This window comes from Variovorax sp. GW821-FHT09D04 (genome assembly GCF_059416405.1).
Window position 1 is genome coordinate 364,385 of record NZ_JBWKPA010000003.1, and the last position, 20,731, is coordinate 385,115.

A 20,731-nucleotide genomic window follows, 5' to 3' on the forward strand; every position below is an offset into this window, starting at 1 on the left:
TCGTCAGGTGATGGCGTCGTAGTCCCGGTGCGCGATGGCGACCACGTTGCCCGGCTCGAACTGGCTCGCCATCTGGCGCAGGCCTTCCTCGCGGTCTTCGCGGCTGGCCTGCGGGTCGAACATCTGGTCGCAGAACTCGAGCAGGTCGCGCACGATGCGTTCGTGGCGGTAGTAGGCGAGGGCGAGCGTGTCGACCGCCTCGTTGGTGCCGTAGCCCTGGAAGAACAGCGCCGCTTCGCGCGGCTGGTTCCACACGCCGCCGACCCCGCCGCCGATGAACATCAGGTCGCGCTCCTTCGGCGCGAGGATCAGCGTGTCCCAGTCAACGATGCACAGGCGGTCGCCGTCGCCCAGCAGCACGTTGCCCGCATGCAGGTCGGCATGGCACAGCACCTGCGGCAGCGGCTTCTCGAGCAGGATCGAGGCGAGCTGTTCGCTGCGGTAGACGATCGAATCGATCTCTTCGTCGTGCGCGTCCCAGAAGGCCAGAAAGCGCTTGACCAGATCGTCGCCCGCCACGCCGTTGATGAAGCGGCGCTGGTAGCCACGCACGCCTTCGCGCCAGTGGTGCGAATAGCTTTCGCGCGGCAGGCCCGCGCGCAGCGATTCGGGCAGTTCGGTGCGGTGGATGGCGTTCAGCGCGGTGCCGAGCAAGGTCCATTGCCGGTCGGTCGGCGTGCGCGTGAAGCCGTCGGTGCCGTCGAAGAAGGGGTAGAGCGCCCAGTCGAAGCCGTGGTCCTGCACGCTGAGCCGCTGCGTGCGCGTGAGCAGCGGGGCCATCACGGCGTCGATGTCATAGGTGTGATGCAGCACGGCCGGCACGTCGACCACGGCGGGCGTGAAACCGCCGCGGCGCAGCTTCAGGAAATAGGCGCGGCCGTCCGATGCCTCGATGCGGAACGCGGCCGAATCGACGTCGGCGCCCAGCGGCAGGAATTCGGTGCGTGTCGCCTGGAGGCCGTAGGTTTCGGCAAGGCGCGCTTGAATGGCGTCGGGAGCGATATCGGGTGGTGTCAGCATGCGGCGGGCGTGGCGTGGGTTCGATGGGCGCCGAAAATTGTCTCACCCGATAAGGCCACGAAAGCCGGCCCGCCGTTGTCAGACGGCGTCTTCTTTGTCTTCTTCGTCGGCCTCGTAGGTGGCCAGCACCTTGTGCTCGACGGGATGCGAAGTGAACGAGCGCACGAGCAGGAATTTCCTCACGTGCCACGGGATCGGCGGCAGGCGCATCGGGTAGGCCGCGCCCTCGGTGCGGCGGGCGATGGTGATGTGCGGTGTGAACGTCGGCGTTTCCGTGACGATGCCCGCCTTCTGGACGGCACGGCCGATGTCCGCATGCAGGGTGCGCAAGGCGCCGTGCTCGGCGGGCTGCAGCACCGCGATGTCGTTGCGCCATGTGCGCGAGCTGTCCAGCACGAGGTTCATGGGGCGCACCCGAACCTGGGCGAGCGCTTCACGCAGGCGTTTCTCGACCTCCTTGGGCTGGTCGCCGAAGCAGTGGAGCGTCAGGTGCAGTCGCGGGCTGCGCGGAAAGTAGTGGCCCTTGGGCCAGATCCACTCCTTGCGGTGCGCTTCGATCGCCGCTTGCACGTCGGGTTCGGGAAACAGCGCGATGAGAAGGTGGCGTTGCCTCTCGAAAGCGGGGGAGTCCCAGTCGGGTTCGGGCTCGTTCGCAAACGCATCGCCACGGTGGAAGTCGTCCATTGCAGTTCTCCGGGGGAAGAAGGATGAAAAGGCGGTTCAGGGCTCCGGCGGCCACCAATGCGCGGCCGTCGTCCGGATGACGCGCGCCGCCTGAACGCGGATGTCATCCTGTTCGTTGCTGTCGTCGTGGCCGTGCTCCCGCGTCACGCGGAAGGGCCAGTTCGAAATCCGGCCTGTCTTGCCGGTGGTGCGCGAACGCGACTGCAACGGATGCTGTCGCGAGGAAAAAAAGAGCACCTGCGCCGAGGGCGCAGGCGGGTTGGCGGTGGTCATGGCGTCGCCTCGAATGTTGTTCTTGGAGACGAGCCATTCTAGAGAAAAGACTGTATTTATGTACAGTATATTTGCAGTCTATCGAAGATCGTTGCCCAGCAGGGCGTCGAGGTCGATGGCCGCCGCCATCGCCCGGTAGCCGGCGTCGCCGGGATGCAGGTGGTCGCCCGAATCCATGGCGGCTTTCAGCCGGGTCGGCCGGGCCGGGTCGCGCAGCAGCGCGTCGACATCGACCACCGCATCGAAGACGCCGCCTTCACGGATCCAGCGGTTGACGGCCTGGCGCACGGTGTCTTTCTCGGGCGAATGGTGGCCGGCCAGCGGCGTGCCTTCAAGCGCACGTTCATTCGGCGGAATCGTCGCGCCCACGATGCGCACGTTGTGGGCGTGGGCCATCTCGATCAGCTGGCGAAAGCCCTGGATCACGGCCTCGGCGCGCACCGCGGGTTCCTGCGGCGCGAAGGGGCCGCCGGGCCAGCCGATGTCGTTGGTGCCCAGCAGCACGACCATCGCGCGCACGCCGGGCTGCGCGAACACATCGCGGCCCGCGCGTTCGAGCGCCGCGCGGCCCATGCCGTCCTTCAGCAGCCGGCCGCCCGAGATGCCGGCGTTGAGCACGCCCACGCCGCGCGGCGCGAGCCGTTCGGCCAGCGCGTCGGGCCAGCGCGTGTGGGCGCCGGGCGTCGAACCGTTGCCGTCGGTGATCGAGTCGCCCAGCGCGACGACGGTGACGGGCGCTTGCGGCGTCTCGACGATCAGCCCGCTCACGTAGACGCGCGTGCTCCACGAGGTGGCGGCGGCCGGCAGCCGCGCGGCGGCGCTCAGGTCGCCGTCGGCGATGTACAGCGTCTGCCGCGCGTCGAAGTGAAAGCCCGCGGGCTGGCTGGGCTCCGGCAGATAGAGCGACACGGCCACCTCGCTCAGCGCCGGAAGCGGCAGGTCGACCGGGTCGCTCACGAGGCGCGCGCCGGGCGGCAGCGTCACGTCGCTGCGACCACCGAAGCGCAGCGCGCGGTCGGAGCCTTCGACGACTGCCGAGCCGTTCGCATGGCGGGCCACGCGGGCGGCGCCGATGTGCAGCGGCGCGGCGCCGCCTTCGTTGCTGATCACCACGCGCAGCCGCGTGCCGCCGATGCTCAGGCGCGCCACCTGGCGCAGCGTCTGCCGCTCGAAGCGGGCGGGAATGCCCAGGGGCAGCACGAAGCTTGGGTCCCACAGCGGCTGGGTGGCGGCCATCCAGCTGGGGCTCCAGTGCGTGGGCGCGGCCATGGAAGCGGTGGCGGCAGCCGCGAGGGAAAGGGCGAGCGCGCCCTGGCGCAGGAGGGTGGTGAGTCGCGAAGCGGTCATGTGAATGTCCTCAGGTGAAAGAAGTGTCGATGGGCGAACTTTCTTTCATTCGAATCGCGAGGGGTAGAAGGCAGAATGGCATGCATCGCATTCCCGATTCGAATGAGCCCATGGACACCCTTCGCGCACTCTCTGCCTTCGTGCACAGCGTCGAACTCGGCAGCCTCTCGGGCGCGGCCCGCGCGCTCGACACCACGCAGCCCACCGTGAGCAAGCTGGTCGCCGGGCTGGAGCGATCGCTCGGCGTGCGGCTGCTGCGGCGCGCGGCCACGGGCCTGAGCCTCACGGAGGAGGGCCAGCGCTTTCACGAACGCGCGCGCCGCATGCTCGAGGACTACGGCGACGCCGTGGCCGATGCGCGTGCGCAGGTGCAGCAGCCGCGCGGCCTGCTGCGCCTGAGTGCGCCGGTCACGCTGGGGCAGCGGCATCTCAACGCGATGGCGGTCGAGTTCCTGCGGCTGTACCCCGACATCGAACTGGAGCTGGTGCTCGACGACCGCTTCGTCGATCCGCGCGAGGAGCGCATCGACGTCTCGCTGCGCGTCGGCGGCGCGCTGCCGCCCGACCTCGTCGCGCGCCACCTCGGCAACTGGCCGCGCGTGCTCGTCGCCTCGCCGGACTACCTGGCCGCACGCGGCAAGCCACGCACGCCGCAGGACCTGCTGGCCCACGACTACCTGCGCTACGCGGCGGGCGACGACGGCGTGCTGCTCACGGGCCCCGACGGCGCGGTGGCCGTGCCGGTGCGCAGCCGCTACCGCGTCAACAACGCCGTGGCGCTGCTCGACAGCGTGCTGGCGGGCGCGGGCGTGTCGCTGCAACCCACGTGGATGGTCGCGGACCTGCTGGCGCAGGGCCGGCTGGTGCGCGTGCTCGCGCGGCACACGGGGCCGGCGCAGGAGCTGCACCTGCTCTATGCGCCGCGCCGGCAGCTGCCGTTGCGCGTGCAGGTGCTGGTCGACTTCCTGGCGCAGCGCGTGGCGGCGCTGCCGGGGGCTGCGAAAGCGCCGCGGCGCTAGTCAAGCCGCCTTGCGGGCCACGCTCTTCGCGCGTTTGGCCGCCGCAGGCTTGTGCGCGGTCTTGCGTGCAGAAGCCGTCGACTTCGCCGCGCGCTTCTTCGCCGCAGGCGGCGTGCGCTTGCCGCTGCGCAGGCTGCGCGCGAGCAGCTCGGTCAGGTCGATCACCTCGGCACCGCCCTCAGGTGCTTCTTCTTCCGGCTGCACGACCGTCTCCGTGTCGCCCGCCTTGACCTTCTTCTCGACGATCTTCATCACGGCGTGCTTGAACTCGTCCTTGAATTCGTCGGGGTTCCACGGACCCGACATGTCGCCGACCAGCTGCTCGGCCATCTTCATCTCGGCGGCCGACAGCTTTGCGCCCTTGATGCCGGCGGCCGGCAGGTCGAGCCCGTCGGCGTCCTTGATCTCGTCGCCCCAGCGCAGCAGGTTGAGCACCAGCACCTTGCCGAAGGGAATCAGCAGCGCCAGGTGCTGCTTGGTCGCGATCACCACCTTGGCCAGCCCGACCTTGCCGGTCTTCACCAGCACCTCGCGCAGCAGTGCGTAGACCTTCTGGCCCTTGTTGATCGGCGCGAGGTAGTAGGGGCGCTCCAGGTACACGAACGGAATCTCGCCGACGTCGAGAAAGCGCTGGATCTCGATGGTCTGCGTGGTGCGCGGGTAGACGGCCTCGATCTCCTTGGGCGAGATCACGACGTACTTGCCGTCTTCGTACTCGAAGCCCTTCACGATCTGCTCGCGCGCGATCTCCTTGCCCGTGCGCTTGTTGATGCGCTTGTAGCCCACGGGGTCCATGCTGCGCTTGTCGAGCCAGTCGAAGTCGATGCCCTGTTCGGTGCTGGCGGTGTGCAGGCCCACGGGGATGTGGACCAGCCCGAAGGTGATGGCGCCTTTCCAGAGGGTTCTCGTGGCCATGGTGTGTCTCCTTGGTTATTTCTTGAAGCCGAGCCGCTTCATCGCCTCGCCGAGCGGCTGGCGCGTGGTCCAGTAATCGGCCCAGGGGTCTTCGGACTGGAACGACAGGTGTTCGCGCGCGGTGGCGATGGTCCAGTGCGCGCCGCTTTTGAGGCTGCCGAGGTCGTCCCAACTCACCGGCATCGACACGCCCATGCCCGGCCGCGCGCGCGCCGAGTAGGCCGCCACAGTGGTCGCGCCCACGCCGTTGCGCAGGTAGTCGGCAAAGAGCTTGCCGACGCGGTTCGACGGCCCGCTCTTGGCCACGAACTTCGAGGGGATCACGTGCGCCATGTGCTGCACGATGGCGCGCGAGAAGGCCTTCACCGTGTCGTTGTCGTGGTGCATGCGCAGCGGCACGACCACGTGCAGGCCCTTGCCGCCGCTGGTCTTGAGCCATGACACCAGGCCCAGCTCGGTGAGCAGCGTGCGCATCAGCAGCGCGCCTTCCTGCACATGCGCCCACGGCGTGCCTTCGCCCGGGTCGAGGTCGAAGATCATGCGGTTGGGCCGGTCGAAGTGCGTCGAGGTCGCGTTCGAGGTATGGAACTCGATCACGTTGAACTGCGCCGCGTTCAGCAAGGCCTCGCGCGTGCCGACCTCGAGCATCGACGGATGGCCGGGCCACAGGGCCGGGTCGAGCTGCTTCACGCCGGCGATGTGGACCTTCTCGGCATGCTTCTGGAAGAAGATTTCTCCGCCCACGCCCTGCGGCCCGCGCACCAGCGCGCAGGGGCGGCCCTTCAGGTGCGGCAGCATGTCGTCGGCCACCGATTCGTAGTAGCGCGCGAGGTCGAGCTTGGTGCGGCCCGAGGCGGCATCGATCACGCGCTCGCCGTGGCTGACGGCGACGCCGCCGACGGTGGAGGCTGTTTTCTTCGATGAGGTCTTCATGGCCTTCGTGCCCTTTGCACGTGAAGCAGGGGCGATGTCGCGGGGTTCTTCATGCACGATCTCCGAGGCCGGCTTGTCGTCGCGCATCGCCACGAAGGACGCGTGGCGGACCTGCCCGTCCGGCGTCCATGCGGCGAAGCGCACCTCGGCCACGAGCCTGGGCTTCACCCAGTGCCGCGTGCCGCCCGGCCGGCGGCGGCCGGCCTTGGCCTCGCCGCCGGTGAACGGCGCGTCGTCGGTGTCGAGCGCGGCGAGCTGGCGGCGGATGTCGCGCGCTTCGCGGTCGTTCCAGCCGGTGCCGACGCCGCCGACCGACACCAGTTCGCCGTTCTTCGCGTGCACGCCCAGCATCAGGCTGCCGATGCGCGTCGGGCTGTCGGTGCGCAGCGTGTAGCCGCACACCACGAACTCCTGACGCCGGATGCACTTGAGCTTGAGCCAGGTGTCGCTGCGGCGCGAGACATACGGCGCGTCGGCGCGCTTGGCGATCACGCCCTCGAGGTTCATGCGGCAGGCCGATTGCAGGATCGAGTCGACATCGGCCTCGAAGTCGCTGCTGAAGCGCAGGCGGCGCGTGGCGTGCGCATCCATCAGCTGCCTGAGCAGGCGGCGGCGTTCGGCGAGCGGCGTGTGGCGCAGGTCGAAGCCCTCGAAGAAGGGCACGTCGAACAGGAACATCACGATGGGGTCGGCGCGTTCGCGGTCGAGTGCGTTCTGCAGCGCGTTGAAGTCGGGCGTGCCGTCCTTGTCGGGCACGACGATCTCGCCGTCGAGCCAGGCGTTGCCGATGCCCAGGCGCTCCAGCTCGGCCACCAGCTTCGGCAGCTTCGCGCTCCAGTCGTGGCCGCCGCGCGTGAGCAGGCGTGCCTTGCCGTTGCCGATGCGCGCCATGAGGCGGTAGCCGTCGAACTTGATCTCGAAGATCCAGTCGCCGGGTGCGCCTTCGGGCACGCTGGTGGCGAGTGTCGCGAGCTGCGGCGAAAGTTTGGCGGGCAGGCGAGCCTTCACCGCGCCCGTTGCGGGCAAGGCTTGGGCCTTGGCCTTGGCGGTCTTGCCCGCCCCGGCCACGCTGTCGGGCAGCGCGGACACCACGTCGTACTCGGCATGCGAGCGCGCGAAGGCATCGCGCTTCTTGAACAGCAGCCAGGGCTCCTGCCGCTCGCCGCCCTTGGCGATCCTGATGAGTTCCCACAGCCCTTCGAGCTTCCGGCCGTGCAGCCGGAACGCGAGCTTGCCCGCGGCCAGGCCCTTGCGCGGATCGCCCACGGGCTCCCAGGTGCCGTGGTCCCACACGATGACGTCGCCCGCGCCGTAGTGGCCCTCGGGAATCGTGCCCTCGAAGCCGGCGTACGACAGCGGGTGGTCTTCCACATGCACGGCCATGCGCTTGTGCGCGGGGTCGAGGCTCGGCCCCTTGGGCACGGCCCACGACACCAGCACGCCGTCGAGTTCGAGCCGGAAGTCGTAGTGCAGCCGCCGCGCCGCGTGCTTCTGGATCACGAACGCGGGCGCGTGCGGCCGGGCCCTGCCGCCTTCGGCGGGTTCGTCCGTGACGGCGAAGTTGCGCTTCGCCTGGTAGGTTGCGAGGGGCGTGTCGGAGCGGGCCATGCCCTCTGGTGTGCCCGCATTCGGGCCGCGCCGCATCGGCCAGGTGTCCGGTCTTCGTGTGGGCCAAGGCCGCACGCGCGCGAGGGGTGGACGAAGGCCACGTGTGCGAACCGCAGCTGTAGGCCGCTTCCTTCTTCAACATGCGTGCAAATCCATCACCACGTTGCGCGGCGCGCGCGCCGAATCCTTGCGCTGCGATGAAGGAGACAAGGCGATGGACTTCGAAGGCATCTACTGCTTCGATACGGCCACGGTGCGTTTCGCCGTGTACCCCGACGGTCCCGACGGCGCGCGCGTGCTGGCGCAGATTTCGCAAGACGTGCTGCACGATGCGCTCGGCGCGAAGGAAATCGGCGAGCACACGCTGCATGCCTGCAAGCGGCATTTCGACGTGATCTCGGCGGCGGCGGTGGCGCGCTTCAGGGCCGATCCGCACGGGCCCATCGTGCTGGCCTGCGGCGATTTCGCACGGATGCGTGCACCGCGCTGAGACGCGGGTGGCGAGGCGCTGTCGGGCGAAAGTTCTCGCACGGCGCTCGCACCGTGCGACCTGTCGATTTGGTTACAAAAGCAACCCATCCGGGCTGCATTTTCGGGGGCGCAACGACCTAGACTGCGCCTCGTTTCCTCAGGAGCCTTCCCATGCCCATGGACTTTCTGGAGCGCATCGAAGACGCGTCGTTCCCGATGGCGGTCCGCGACGAAGCCGACATCCACTGCGCGACCATGCTGGTCGCCGCGCACCTCATCGAAGCCGTGCTGCCACCGGCCGCCAGCGGCACGGGCCCGCGCGTCGCGGTCGTCCTGCTCATCACGCCGCAAGGGCGTGCGGCGCTGCGGCTGCGAAGGGATGCGCTGCAGACCTGATCACCTGCGGGGTGCGCGTGAACTGACGTTAAAACCCGCGCCGCTAAGGGGGGTAGTTCAATGGCAGAACGGCGGCTTCCCAACGGGTGCTTGCGGGTCGACGATTCGATTCGTCATCACTGCTCCGCAAGTGAACTCATCTCACCGTTGAAACCTCTTCACTTTGACCGTTTCGGGGTCCGCTGCCTGGCTTCACCGAAACCAGCCTCAAGATCCTCATCGTCGTCACGCGCAGACGATTCGAATCTTCATTTCCATCGACTTTTCCCCTCTTTCCACGGTGGAACATTCCACTTGATAGTCCCGCTGGGTCAATCGGTGGTCCCGCGCGAGCCATCGGTTAGATCGATAGCTGGGCCCCTCAAATCTGGGCGGCCGGGGCCCCGCGCGGGAGTAGAAAACTGAGACCTTACAGGTAGCTCCGTACAGGAGACCCATGATCCATTGATCTGCGGTGATCCGATGGGGCCGGGATTTTTGAGAGGCCATGGCCTCCCACTCGATCGCGTGGCGCAGCAGCTGAGCTGCCTCGGCCCAGCCGCTTGCCGTGAGCGAAAAGCTCACGAAGCGATTTCATGGCGCAGGTTTGATCTGGTTCGCTGATTTCTTATTTCTGTCGCCATCACTCCCAGTAACTTGGCATGTGCTCTGTACGCGATCAGGACAACATACTCCTGTTTGGCGCTGCCGAAGCTTTGCTTGATGACCTCAGCGCTTGATCCAGCGATATGACCACGCGTGCTGACCGACAACCTCTCCAAGAGGCGGTCCAGTCACGTGCCAATCTATCGACTCCCAGGGTTTTCTTCGTTACCCAAGGCTAGATTAGGAGCGTTGAGAGAAGCGGATGATGTGGACGTACCTCATGGCAAGTCAGAGGAGCGCTACTAAGGGCGTCAATTTTGACGAATAAGAGGCACAGCACGCACAACGAGATGCATGCGCTACCTGAGCAACCAAAGTCGACTGGAGTTTGTCACCAATATTATTGAAATTTGCATCCGCCGGCCGGATCGTGGTTTCGAGAAATTTTTGGATCAAATGACTTAGCCATTTTCCCTTGAAATATCGCAGAGGTTCTCCTAGCTGGAGGGATCGATCAACGATTTTTTTTGTTGATTCATAGAGCGAATCAAAACTTGATTCACTAATTCCAATTTTATCCGAGAGGATTTTTTTGAATTCTTGGATTTTTGCATCATCTGGAGCGGCCAATGGATCTGGATTCACTTGAGAAATACGGTCAAAGGTGCAACCGCAGTTCAGTGAGTTATTCTGGCTTATGAGACATAAGGAAATCCAATCTCGCCATTGGTGCACAACATTGGCCAGCCAGCCTCGAGGATCTGGAAGAAGCGATTTTGCTTGCTCGAATGTAATCCCAGAGGCATCCGCCAAAGCCCTATGAAGATCTGCGCATGAGTACAGATGTGACTCTAAATCATAGGTTTTTGAATATATTAAATGCGGTGATCTGAGTTGTTTCCTGCAATAGTCATCGGAGTCTTTGTCGGTTAAGAATATACTAACCATGCTTTTGCCAAAAGCCGTTGTTCTTAAAATTCTTCGTCTTCTAAAGTCTTTAAAGACGGCCAGCAATGCTGCTTTCCCTCCCGCTTGATCAGGAATTTCCTTCATCGCAATAACTTGGTGCTTGACGTTGGATGCCTGTAATTCTCGATGCAAAATCCTGTCGAAAAAAGTTCTATCCAAACGCCCCTCAACGAAAGCAAAAATCCGAGCTGATGACATCTGTAGCGACCGAATAAAGCCGCCTTGCGAGTGAACAAGACGAGTCATAGTCATAGTTTGAAAATGTACTCATCGGGCAGTTCAGCCATGATTTCCGGGGAGTGAGATGCCAAAATCAATTGACATTTTGGGTTGAGTGAGTGGATGGTTTTTACAAAAACTTGTTGCCAGTCAATATGCATGGATAGTTCTGGCTCATCGATTAACACAGAGTTGGATCCGGCTGTCATAGTTGAAAGAAGTATTTTTATTAGATGTTTTTCTCCGGAAGATAATTGGGAGATCGGAAGCGCCCTATCATCGGCTAATAAAATTTGTAGCTCGTTGTTTGTGAGCTTTAATGATTTTCCACGGGAAAAAAGCCGAGAAATAGTATCCAAAAAACTGTTAATCGGAACCATCGTGAGCTCGATTTTTCTTTCAACGTTATCAAGATTTCCAACAATCTGGCGAAGATTGTTGTCTTCTTCATAGCGTTGTCTAAAAGAAGTAAGCGAGCCAAGGCTTATCTGCTCGGATTGAGATTGTCGAGCTAAGAAATTTGCAACTCTTGTGTAAATTTCGTCAGCGTCCGATGTGCTATTTTTGGAGGTGTCAATTCTTGGGTTGAGCACTTGCCGTAGGACCTCGCGCAAACCAGATTCTTGAATCGTACGCACCTCTGTTAGCGTTTTTGTATAAAACTGAAGCCACGCCCTATTTACGGAGTCGCTAAAGGCTTGATCTAGTTCGCTTTCTGAAAATTGTGTTCTATTTGAGGTTCGACCTAGCATCAAGTCATTAAAATAAAGGCGTGTGGTTGGCAGAAATGTATGCGCCCATCGATTTGCACTAGGTCTTTTTTTGCGGCTCGGGGTTAGCTTCCATTCAGCTGCTGAGCGCCCATTTTTTAGTAGAATTCGACCATCAAGAGTTTCGATGTATTCTCGTCTAAGCAACTCAAGTTGCCTTGGGTCTATTTGACCTGTGGATGGTTCGCTGCCTCGCTCCCAAGTGTGTCGATAGACACGTTCGTCCTCGAGCGAAAATATATCAACCACTGCTTTTGATACGGGCAATTGCTCCATCGCAGTGCCGTCTCTAGATAATGCGGCATCTAAAACTTTTAATAAAGTCGTTTTCCCGCAACCATTTTCTCCAAAAAAAACATTCACACCTCTATTCAGTTGAATGTGGATTGGATCTTTGCGGCCTAAAAGGCCTTCTATTCTTATTTCTGTGATATGAGCCATGAAATCGCGCTATGTGACGCTTCCGTGTAAAAATGCGTTTCAGAATGTTATAGCCCTCTTGAGTCGTGTCGTGGACAGAGCAAACCCGAAGGAGAAAGCTGGTGAACTGGAGGGTGTCAAGCCTCTGTAGCCCTATCAACTAGGTCTAATGGGCTTACCACGACGTACGCCTTCGATGTGATTTGAGTTTGGCGGTGCGATGGCTCCGGCGGCGAGGTAGCCCTTACAAATGCCGCTGGACAAGGCTGACGGCGGCCCGCGGCCTCCGTTCAGTTCCGAGACTCGAGCCTCCGGCTTGTGCCGTTGTCGCGTGTCCACCACCCGCCGCGTGGAACTCGGCGATCATTGCGATGCGCGGGCGGAGCCGCGGGTTAGCGAAATTAAGGCAACTTATTTGCGGTTGGGCGACGACGCGAGGATTGGTGCAAACGGACTTTTCTGACTGACCAATTCCAGAAGACGACTACTCCCAGTAAGTCGCCCCATCGTGTCTGATCACTCTTGGCCACCGCACAACCTATCCGATGACTTTCGACGCGATCAACCGCCGAAAGTCATCATGGAATCCGCCCCCACCGTGGAGGCTCTCGTTCGGAGTGTGGCTCTAGACTGACGTTAGAATCCGCGCCTGCTGCGGGTGTAGTTCAATGGTAGAACGGCAGCTTCCCAAGCTTCATACGAGGGTTCGATTCCCTTCACCCGCTCCAGCCAACATTCCTCGGCGCCCGGCAGCCTCTCAACCGATGCCGTGCTGCCGCAGCACCTCGGCCTCATCGCCGGTGATCCAGCCGAACACCTTCGCGCTGTCCCCCTCGAGCCGCACCAGATAGACATTGGTGAAGTCGATCACCTTCTGCGCGCCGTCGACCTTGTAGATCGCTCTCCACGCCACGCGGGCGAGCCCGTGCCATTCGTCGATGGCCGAGATGTCCAGGTTGCGCACGGTCATCCGCTGCACACCGGTGTCGCGGTAATGCTGGAACCCCTTCGCGGACACGCTCCTGAGTTCTTCATCGTTCTTGCCCATGAAGACGCCTGCGGGCGAGGCGGCAATGAAGCACGCGGCGTACAGCGCCGCCACGGCTTCGAGGTCGGCTTCGCCGGTCAGTCCCGCATTGAATTCCCGCTCATAGCGGTCGAACAACGCGCGCGTCGCGGATTGGATCGGGTGGGCTTCGGCTCCGTTGAGCATGATGGCGGGCACTCCTTGTCGATGGCGTTTCCGACCGGATGCCCGTCATGCCATGCCCGTATCAAGGTCGAATTTCGGTGACCTTCGCACCCTGCACCGACGCACCCGCCTCCAGGCCCACATTGGTCATCACGAAAGCGACCACGGGTTGCCGGAAGGTGCTGCTGTCGACGACGCCGTTGGCACCGTAGCGTGCCAGCGCCACCGTCGCGTCGACGCCCACCGTCCAGCCCCGGCTCTGGCGGAACTTGTCCAGCGCCTCCCTGGAGGTGAACACGTAGAACACGGCCTTCGACTGCGCACCGGCCTGGAAGCCGATGGAGCCGGCGGTCGTGCTGTAGTAGCTCTGCGTGCGGCCGCCGCTGCGCAGGGCACCGCGGCCATAGTCGGCGCCGATGCCGAAGCTTCCGCCCACCACGGACGGGAAGACCAGCACGCCCTGCGCGCCAGCGACGAGCGCGCGCGAACCGGCGACGGTGTCATAGAGCCGGGCCAGCGAGGCATCGACCTGGGCGTCGATGGCCGATGCCGACGACGCCGGGATGTCGTTCGCCGCGCCGGAGGGGCGGGTGACCGTGCAGCCGGTCACGGCGAGGCTCGCCGCGATGGCGGCGGCTGCGAGCAGGTGGAAAGGTGCGACGTGCATGGCAAGTCCTCCAGGAAGAAAGGGAAGGGACAGTGAATCGGGGTGAAGGACCTCGCCTGGTCAGACCTTCTCAGGCCTCGACGGGTTGCGAGATGCCGCACAGCGCCTCGGCGGCCGGCTTGACCTTGGGCTCCTTCACCGCGACATCGGCCAGCGCCAGGATGCCCACCAGCCGCTTGTCGCGGTTGACGATGGGCAGGCGCCGGATCTGGTGCTCGGCCATGAGCTGCGCCGCGTGATCGACGGCGTCGTCCTCGTAGGCCCAGCGGATGCCGTCCGACATGACGTCGCGCACCTTGGCGTTGCCGTCGTGTCCTTCGGCGATGCCGCGCACGGCAATGTCGCGGTCCGAGATCGCGCCGATCATGCGGTCGTTCTCGCCCACCGGCATCATCCCGAAGTCGCCGTCGCGCATGCGCCTGGCGGCCTCCGCGAGGGTGGCGTCGGGACTGATGACCTCGACATCGCGGGTCATCACAGCGTTGACTTTTCGCATCTGGAATCCTTTGAAGAAAAAGTAAGTTGGGCGGCCGTGGTTCATGGCAGGAAAAGGGGTGCGCACGGCGCTGAACCGGCGCAGGTACAGGTCTAGTCTTCTGCGCGGCCCAAGGTGTAGGACAACCGCCGAAAAGCCGGTGGTGCAAAGGAAGAACGCGCGCATGCCGCAGCCTGGGCGTGTCCCCATGTCGCGAAGGGCATAGGGCTCGCCGGGGTTGATGACCGTCGCTGATGCATGCCCGCCACATCGCCCCCGCGGCGGCTGTGACCAATCGCGGCAATATCGTTACGGCCTGTTGAACCCGACGCCGAAGCCGCGTTGTCGACGCCGCGCGCGCAGGGGGCCGCTTCATCGGACCTCGCCCTGTGCCATGCCCGCGGGCCTTCGAGACAAACGCGATCGCGCGCTGTTCCGTGCGTGCCGACACGCCCAGCCCGTGTCAACCCCCACCGCCGCAACACCTATGTAGGACTTCGCCCGGTCCGCGGCCGAAAAGTAGATGTGAAGTTCGCACATCTTGTTTCTCCCGGAAGCAGGGTCGGCCGCGCTTTGGGCGTACCTTTATTGCACCGCAGCACGACAAATCGAGGCGCGGACCGAGGGGTCGGGAGGTTGATTCGAGTCTCTTTCTTCACCAGACGGCATGCCGTTCGCCGGCATGCCGTCGATGTTTCCAAGAGGTGGTTATGCGAGTGTCCAGACCCATTCCTTTTCTGTCGGAACCGGGCCGACCGCGCGCCCCGGGTGCCGGACGTGCCCGGCGCCAGCGGGGCGCCTTCGTTCCCAAGCTGGCGGCCTATGCGCTGCTGGCCTTCGTGCTGTGGCTGATGGTCGCCACGCTGGTCGAGCCGCTGCTGTCCTCGCAGGCCACGCGGGCCGTGCTGCAGGCGCCGGTCGGCATCGTCACCTCGCCGATCAACGGCGTGGTGACGCAGATGGCGGTGCGCACGCGCGACGCGGTGGCGCCCGGCACAGTGGTGGCCACGGTGCGCAACCCGACCGTCAGCCAGGAGATCCTCACCACGCTGACCACGCAGCGCCTGGCCCTGCAGAGCCAGCTGTCGCAGCTGGGCAACCAGTACAAGTCCGACAGCCAGGAGATGCGCTCCATCGGCCAGCAGGCGCAGGTGACCCGCCAGGCCTCGCTGGCGCAGACCTGGGACGCCTGGGAGATCGCGCAGCGCCAGCGCGACGTGGCGCACAGCGTGGTGGCCGAACAGGAGAACAAGGTGCGCACCAACGAGGCGCTGCTGAAAGAAGGCGCCATCAGCGAACAGGTGATGAACGCGTCCGAGGCCCAGCTGAGCACCGCGCGTGCCAATGCGGCGGTGGCCGAGCAGGCCTTCGCGGGACAGGCGCAGACGGTGGCGAGCGCGGGGCAGGGCGCCTTCGTGGGCACCAGCGGCAACAGCCTGTTCCAGACGCTCGCGAGCCGGCGTGAAGCGCTGCGCAACAGCAGCGACCGCGCGCGCCAGGACGGCACCGCGATCGTCAAGCAGCTCACGCAGATCACGCAGCTCGAGGACGACGAACGCCGCCGCGTCGACAAGCTCGCCGCCTACGAGGTCAAGGCGAGCCAGCCCGGCATGGTGCACACGGTGCTGGCGCCCGAGGGCGCGTATGTCACGGCGGGCTCCTCGCTGGTGCGCGTGACCGACTGCAGCCGGATCGGCGTGGTCGCCGTGTTTCCCGCGCGGCTGGCCAAGCGCCTGAGCGTCGGCTCCAAGCTCGACGTGAAGGTGGCGCAGAACGTCGACGTGCAGGCGCGCGTCGAGCAGCTGCTGCCCGTGGCCTCGGATGCACTGCAGAGCACGTACAGCGTGCCCTTCCCCTTTGCCGAGCAGGGCTCGATCTATGCGGTGGCGCGCATCGAGGCGCCAGAGCCGCCGCCCTCGGAAGACGGCAGCCGCCAGACCCTGTGCGTGCCGGGCAAGGTGGTCTCGGCCAGCCTCGCCAAGGCGTGAGAAAGCATGTCGCGCAGCCCACCGAGAACGCCATGTCGATCCCTTTTTCTTTCCGTGCCGTGGCACGGTGCGCCACCGCATCGATGGCGCTTGCCGGCGTCGCTGCTGCTGCCGCGCCTTCGCCTTCACCCGGCGCCACGCAAAAGGCCCTTGCGCGCGAGAGCTGCGACGGCCTGCGCCGCGCCGTCGCGCACGACCAGGGCAGCGCGACGTCGGGGCCGCTGTTCCTGACCAGCTACCGCCCGGCGAATGCACAAGGCGAGCCGCCGTTCGAGCCTGCGCTGGCGGGCGCCGGCTTCACCTACGACAACGCGCTGGCCGGCATCGCGCTGCTGGCGTGCGGCGAGCGCGCCGCCGCGCGGCGCATCGGCGACGCCGTGGTGCGGGCCGTGGCGCACGACCAGACGATGCCCGACGGGCGCGTGCGCAATGCCTACCGCGCCGGGCCGGTCACCGAGGAAAAGCCCGCGCTGCCCGGCCGCTGGGATGCGGGGCGCAAGCAGTGGATCGCCGATGCCTACCAGGTCAGCACCGCCACCGGCAACGTGGCCTGGGCCGCGCTGTTGCTGCTGAACCTGCACCAGGCCGAACCCACGCCCGCCTACCTGGCGACCGCGCGCCGGCTGCTGGCCTGGACCGAGCAGAACACGCGCGCCCGGAACGGCCCCGACGGCTACAACGGCGGGCGCCACGGCTGGGACCACGCGCAGCGCGCGCAGACCTGGAAGTCGACGGAGCACAACCTGGACATCGCCATGGCGGCGGCGTGGACCGCACGCGCGATGCGTGCCGACGGCCAGCCCGACGCGGCGGAGCAAAGGCAGGCGCGCACCGCGCTCGATTTCGTGGGCCGCATGTGGAACCCGTCGGAGCAGCGCTTTCACATCGGCACCAAGGAAGATGGCGCCACCATCTCCACCGAAGGCTCGGGCCTCGATGCGCAGCTGTGGCCGGTGCTTGCGGCGCCCGAAGGCTCCTGCGCCTGGGTGCGCAGCCTCGACTGGGTCGAGAAGCACCACCGCGTCGGCGCGGGCTACGGCTTCTCGCGCGAGCCCGACGGCATCTGGACCGAAGGCAGCGCGCAGGCGGCCGCCACGCTGGTCGCCCGCGAGGGCGCGGCGCCCGAGGCGCTGTGGCAGCTGCTCGCCTCGCAGCGCGCCGGCAACGGCCTGTACTACGCCACGCCGAGCGCGCGCATTGCCACCGGCCTGGCCATCGGCCCCGATTCGAGCGGTGCCGATTTCTTCTACTACCGCTGGCCGCACCTGGGCGCGACCGCCTGGATCGCCCTGGCCGCCACGGGTTTCAACCCCTTCACCGGCAAGACCGCCGCATCGGAAGTCCCCTCATGTCCAGCCTGATCGCCACACCGGAATTCCAGCTCAACGCCCTGGTCGGGGGGCTCGCCTTGCTCCTCATGACCTGGGCCAGGGTCGAGCGCGTCACCCACCGCGTGCTGTTCGGCGCGCTCACCGCGTTGCTGCTGCTGCGCTACGCCGTCTGGCGCGTGGTCGCCACGATGCCGCCCTCGGACCTGGGCTTCGAAACCCTGTTCGCCTGGGTGTTCCTGGGCTTCGAGCTCACGGCCATCGTCTACACGCTGATGTCGATCCACATGCTCATGCGGCGCCGCGACAACCGCGCGCAGGCCGACCGGGGCGAGGCCGCGTTGCGCGAACGCCATGCGCGCGGCGATGAGGTGCCGGCCGTCGATGTCTTCATCTGCACCTACAACGAAGAGCTGGCGGTGCTCGAGAAAACCATCATCGCCGCGCAGGCCATCGACTACCCGCGCCTGAACGTCTGGGTGCTCGACGACACGCGGCGCGACTGGCTGCGCGAGTACTGCGAGCGCCGCGGCGTGCACTACGCGCGGCGGCCCGACAACCGCCACGCCAAGGCCGGCAACCTCAACAACGGCCTGCGCCTGTCCGCGGGCGTGACCGACGCGCCGTTCATCCTCGTGCTCGACGCCGACTTCGCGCCGCAGCGCCAGATCGTCTACCGCATGCTCGGCCTGTTCGAGGACCGCCGCGTGGGGCTGGTGCAGACGCCGCAGTTCTATTACAACGCCGACCCCATCCAGCACAACCTGCGCGCCACCGACAGCTGGGTCGACGAGCAGCGCGTGTTCTTCGACGTGCTGCAGCCCGCCAAGGACGCGGTCGATTCGGCGTTCTGCGTGGGCACTTCGTTCATCGTGCGGCGCGACGCGATCACCGAGGCCGGCGGGTTCCCTGTGGGCAGCGTGTGCGAAGACATCCACACCACCTATCTGCTGCTGCGCCACGGCCGCATCACGCGCTGGCTGGGCGAGCGGCTGTCCAACGGGCTGTCGGCCGAGAGCATCATCGACTACATCAACCAGCGCAGCCGCTGGTGCCTGGGCACCGTGCAGCTCGCGCTGCTGCCCGACGGGCCCCTGCGCGGCCCGGGCTACAGCCTGTCGGCGCGGCTGCACTTCCTGCACGGGTTGCTGCACTGGCTGGGCAAGCCCTTCATGGTGCTGGTGCTGCTGGCGCCGGCGCTGTACTGGTATGCCGGCGTCTCGGCCTTCCATGCCACGCCGCAGGCCTTTGCGGCCTACGGCCTGCCGTCGCTCGTGATGTTCTGGGCCTACAGCTACTGGGTCAGCCAGCGCCGCTGCCTGCCCGTGTTCAGCGAGGTGAGCCAGCTGGTGGCGGCGATGGCGGTGAGCGGCACGCTGGCGCGCGCGATGCTGAAGCCCTTCGGCCATCCGTTCAAGGTGACGGCCAAGGGGCTGGACCGCTCGCGCACGGTGGTGCACTGGAAGCTGGTGGCCGTCTTCGGCGGCCTGCTCGTGGCGCTGCAGGGCGCGGCCGCGATGGCGGCCCTGGGCGGCGAGGCGCTCACGCCGGGCGACCAGCTCAACCTCGTGTGGACCGGCATCGCGCTGGTGCTGTGCCTGAGCGCGCTCATGGCCTGCGTCGACCTGCCGCGCCCGCAGCAGGAAGAGCGCTTTCCCTGGCGCGCGCGGGCACGGGTGCGCACGGCCGCGGGCGAGGGCGAGTCGCGCTTCGTCAACATCGCGGCGGACGGCGCGCTGCTCGAAGGCCGGGGGCCGCTCAAGCGCCTGCGCATCGGGCAGCCGCTGGAGGTGCATGTCGAGCCGGTCGGCTGGCTGCCGGCCCACCTTGCCGCGCGCGGCAGGGCGGGCGCCGAGCTGAAGTTCGCCGCCACCGAGGCGCAGCGCGAAGACCTCGTGCGCCACGTCTTCAACGTGCCGCCGAGCCACGTGGCCGTGCAGGTGCGGCCCTGGCAGGCGGCGTCGGCGCTGTTCGCGAGTGCGGGCATGCGCGCGCCGGGCGCGGGCTTCGCGCGCCTGTCGCTGCGCCTGCTCTTCGCGGTGCTGGCCGTGTGCATCGTGCTGGTGACGACCGGGTGCAACCTCACGCCGCCGCTCAAGGACCCCGACCTGACGGTGCCTTCGCAATGGCCTGCGGGCGCGACGGCGCCGGGCGCGCAGCCCGTGGACTGGCGCAGCTTCGTGCAGGACGAGGAGCTGCGCGGCCTGATCGCCACGGCGCTCGAGCAGAACCGCGACCTGCGCGCCTACGCCGCGAAGGCCCGCGAGGCGCGCGCGAACTATGCGGGCAACCGCGCGTCGCTGTTCCCGGCGCTGGGCCTGTCGGCGCATGCCCAGCGCGCGCAGACCACGCCGCAGGGCTCGCTCAGCCCGGTCGGCAACCTGCCGTCGGACGGACGCGTGTCCAACAGCTTCGACGTGCAGGCGGGCGTGATGTCGTACGAGCTCGATTTCTTCGGCCGGCAGCAGAGCACCGCGCAACAAAGCGGCGCGCTCGCCGAGGCCGGCGACAAGGACCACGCGGCCGCGCGCATGAACCTCGTGGGCGAGGTGTCGAACGCCTACCTCACGCTGCGCGCCGACCGCGCCTTGCTCGCACTGGCCGAGTCCAACGAGGCCGCGCTGAACGCCAATGCCGACACGATCGGTCGCGCCCGCGCCGTGGGCGGCGCCGCGCAGCTCGACGTGTACCGGGTGCAGTCGCTGCTGCAGACCGCGCGCGTGCGGCAGGAGGAATACCGCATGCGTGTCGCGCAGGACCTGCAGTGGCTCAACGTGCTGGTCGGACGCCCCGTGCCGCCCGAGACGGGCAGTGCGCGGCCCTGGCCCGAGCGCTCCACCGCGCAGGTCGCGGCCGGGTTGCCGTCGAGCCTGCTGCAGCGCCGGCCCGACCTGCTCGCGGCCTACGCGCGCGTCGAGGCTGCCAACGCCGGCGTGGGCGCGGCCAAGGCCGCGATGCTGCCGACCATCTCGCTCACGGCGCTGGCCGGCGGTGTGAGCAAGGAGCTGTCGACCCTGCTCAGCAGCGGCAACAGCAGCTGGGCCGGTGTGCTGGGCGTGTCGCTGCCGATCTTCGACTGGGGTCGCCGGTCGGCCAACGTGAGCGCCAGCGAAGAGCGGCTGGCCGCCGCGATGGCCGGCTACGAATCGGCGGCGCAGGTCGCCTTTCGCGAGGTGGCCCACGCGCTGATCGCCAGCGACCACCTGCAGCCGCAGCTGGAGGCACAGCAGGCGCGCGTGCAGGTGCTCGAGAAGGTGGCCGGCATCTCGCGCACGCGTTTTCGCAGCGGCATGGAAGACTACTTCTCCAGCCAGGACGCGCAGCGCGAGCTCTACACCGGGCAGCAGCAGCTGATCGAACTGCAGCTCAAGGCGGCGGTGAACACCGTGAACCTGTACAAGGCCCTGGGCGGGGGCTGGGGCAGCGCGTAGCGGGGGGCGTCGGCGGAGGGC

General features: G+C 66.0%; 17 protein-coding genes and 1 tRNA gene. 7 read left to right on the forward strand and 11 right to left on the reverse strand.

All coding sequences use genetic code 11. The features are described from left to right. Positions 1-3 precede the first annotated feature (3 nt). From AC07O4_RS12040 to AC07O4_RS12055, 4 genes are all read right to left on the reverse strand, one after another. Positions 4-1,020 (reverse strand): phosphotransferase enzyme family protein, encoded by a 1,017-nt coding sequence (locus AC07O4_RS12040; protein WP_495304649.1) that lies wholly within the window; start codon positions 1,018-1,020, stop codon positions 4-6. Positions 1,021-1,098: 78 nt separating this feature from the next. Next, on the reverse strand, positions 1,099-1,704 hold the full coding sequence (gene thpR, locus AC07O4_RS12045) for an RNA 2',3'-cyclic phosphodiesterase (RefSeq protein WP_307693940.1): 606 nt from the start codon (positions 1,702-1,704) through the stop codon (positions 1,099-1,101). Between the two features lie 36 nt (positions 1,705-1,740). Beyond that, positions 1,741-1,977 (reverse strand): hypothetical protein, encoded by a 237-nt coding sequence (locus AC07O4_RS12050; protein WP_070059288.1) that lies wholly within the window; start codon positions 1,975-1,977, stop codon positions 1,741-1,743. A gap of 78 nt (positions 1,978-2,055) precedes the next feature. Beyond that, positions 2,056-3,324: an SGNH/GDSL hydrolase family protein gene (locus AC07O4_RS12055; protein ID WP_495304650.1), complete on the reverse strand. Its 1,269-nt coding sequence runs from the start codon at positions 3,322-3,324 to the stop codon at positions 2,056-2,058. Positions 3,325-3,434: 110 nt separating this feature from the next. Here AC07O4_RS12055 and AC07O4_RS12060 point away from each other — a divergent pair, with 110 nt between their 5' ends. Beyond that, positions 3,435-4,343 (forward strand): LysR family transcriptional regulator, encoded by a 909-nt coding sequence (locus AC07O4_RS12060; RefSeq protein ID WP_495304651.1) that lies wholly within the window; start codon positions 3,435-3,437, stop codon positions 4,341-4,343. On the opposite strand, the gene ku is transcribed toward AC07O4_RS12060, so the two are convergent. Both ku and ligD read right to left on the reverse strand, forming a co-directional pair. Beyond that, positions 4,344-5,258 carry a non-homologous end joining protein Ku gene (gene ku, locus AC07O4_RS12065; protein WP_095947520.1) on the reverse strand — a complete coding sequence of 305 codons (915 nt, stop codon included), beginning with the start codon at positions 5,256-5,258 and terminating at the stop codon, positions 4,344-4,346. It lies immediately after the preceding gene. Between the two features lie 15 nt (positions 5,259-5,273). Next, complete coding sequence (gene ligD / locus AC07O4_RS12070) at positions 5,274-7,799, reverse strand: DNA ligase D (protein ID WP_495304652.1); 2,526 nt, start codon at positions 7,797-7,799, stop codon at positions 5,274-5,276. Between the two features lie 214 nt (positions 7,800-8,013). Here ligD and AC07O4_RS12075 point away from each other — a divergent pair, with 214 nt between their 5' ends. Both AC07O4_RS12075 and AC07O4_RS12080 read left to right on the forward strand, forming a co-directional pair. After that, a complete protein-coding gene (locus tag AC07O4_RS12075) occupies positions 8,014-8,289 on the forward strand; it encodes a hypothetical protein (RefSeq protein WP_070059283.1) in 276 nt (91 codons plus the stop codon). Between the two features lie 152 nt (positions 8,290-8,441). Then, positions 8,442-8,666 carry a hypothetical protein gene (locus tag AC07O4_RS12080; RefSeq protein ID WP_062472399.1) on the forward strand — a complete coding sequence of 75 codons (225 nt, stop codon included), beginning with the start codon at positions 8,442-8,444 and terminating at the stop codon, positions 8,664-8,666. An 873-nt stretch (positions 8,667-9,539) separates the two neighbouring features. Here the strand turns inward: AC07O4_RS12080 and AC07O4_RS12085 are convergent. Next, positions 9,540-10,466 (reverse strand): hypothetical protein, encoded by a 927-nt coding sequence (locus AC07O4_RS12085; protein ID WP_495304653.1) that lies wholly within the window; start codon positions 10,464-10,466, stop codon positions 9,540-9,542. A gap of 2 nt (positions 10,467-10,468) precedes the next feature. After that, positions 10,469-11,650 (reverse strand): AAA family ATPase, encoded by a 1,182-nt coding sequence (locus tag AC07O4_RS12090; RefSeq protein ID WP_495304654.1) that lies wholly within the window; start codon positions 11,648-11,650, stop codon positions 10,469-10,471. 633 nt (positions 11,651-12,283) lie between these two features. Between AC07O4_RS12090 and AC07O4_RS12095 the strand changes: the two genes are divergently transcribed. Beyond that, positions 12,284-12,357, forward strand: a tRNA-Gly gene (locus AC07O4_RS12095). Positions 12,358-12,386: 29 nt separating this feature from the next. Here the strand turns inward: AC07O4_RS12095 and AC07O4_RS12100 are convergent. From AC07O4_RS12100 to AC07O4_RS12110, 3 genes are all read right to left on the reverse strand, one after another. After that, the gene (locus AC07O4_RS12100; protein WP_495304655.1) at positions 12,387-12,842 is read right to left on the reverse strand and encodes a DUF6841 family protein; all 456 of its coding nucleotides are present in this window, start codon (positions 12,840-12,842) and stop codon (positions 12,387-12,389) included. 61 nt (positions 12,843-12,903) lie between these two features. Continuing rightward, on the reverse strand, positions 12,904-13,488 hold the full coding sequence (locus AC07O4_RS12105; RefSeq protein WP_095744962.1) for a BPSL1445 family SYLF domain-containing lipoprotein: 585 nt from the start codon (positions 13,486-13,488) through the stop codon (positions 12,904-12,906). 70 nt (positions 13,489-13,558) lie between these two features. Continuing rightward, positions 13,559-13,984 (reverse strand): CBS domain-containing protein, encoded by a 426-nt coding sequence (locus AC07O4_RS12110; protein WP_062480639.1) that lies wholly within the window; start codon positions 13,982-13,984, stop codon positions 13,559-13,561. 689 nt (positions 13,985-14,673) lie between these two features. On the opposite strand from AC07O4_RS12110, the gene AC07O4_RS12115 reads away from it, so the two are divergent. From AC07O4_RS12115 to AC07O4_RS12125, 3 genes are read left to right on the forward strand one after another with little or no spacing between them, the layout of a single operon-like run. Further along, positions 14,674-15,951 carry an HlyD family secretion protein gene (locus tag AC07O4_RS12115; RefSeq protein WP_495304656.1) on the forward strand — a complete coding sequence of 426 codons (1,278 nt, stop codon included), beginning with the start codon at positions 14,674-14,676 and terminating at the stop codon, positions 15,949-15,951. A gap of 32 nt (positions 15,952-15,983) precedes the next feature. Further along, the gene (locus AC07O4_RS12120) at positions 15,984-17,312 is read left to right on the forward strand and encodes a hypothetical protein (RefSeq protein WP_495304657.1); all 1,329 of its coding nucleotides are present in this window, start codon (positions 15,984-15,986) and stop codon (positions 17,310-17,312) included. Then, a complete protein-coding gene (locus AC07O4_RS12125; protein WP_495304658.1) occupies positions 17,300-20,710 on the forward strand; it encodes an efflux transporter outer membrane subunit in 3,411 nt (1,136 codons plus the stop codon). The genes AC07O4_RS12120 and AC07O4_RS12125 overlap by 13 nt, the downstream gene beginning before the upstream one ends. Positions 20,711-20,731: the final 21 nt, after the last annotated feature.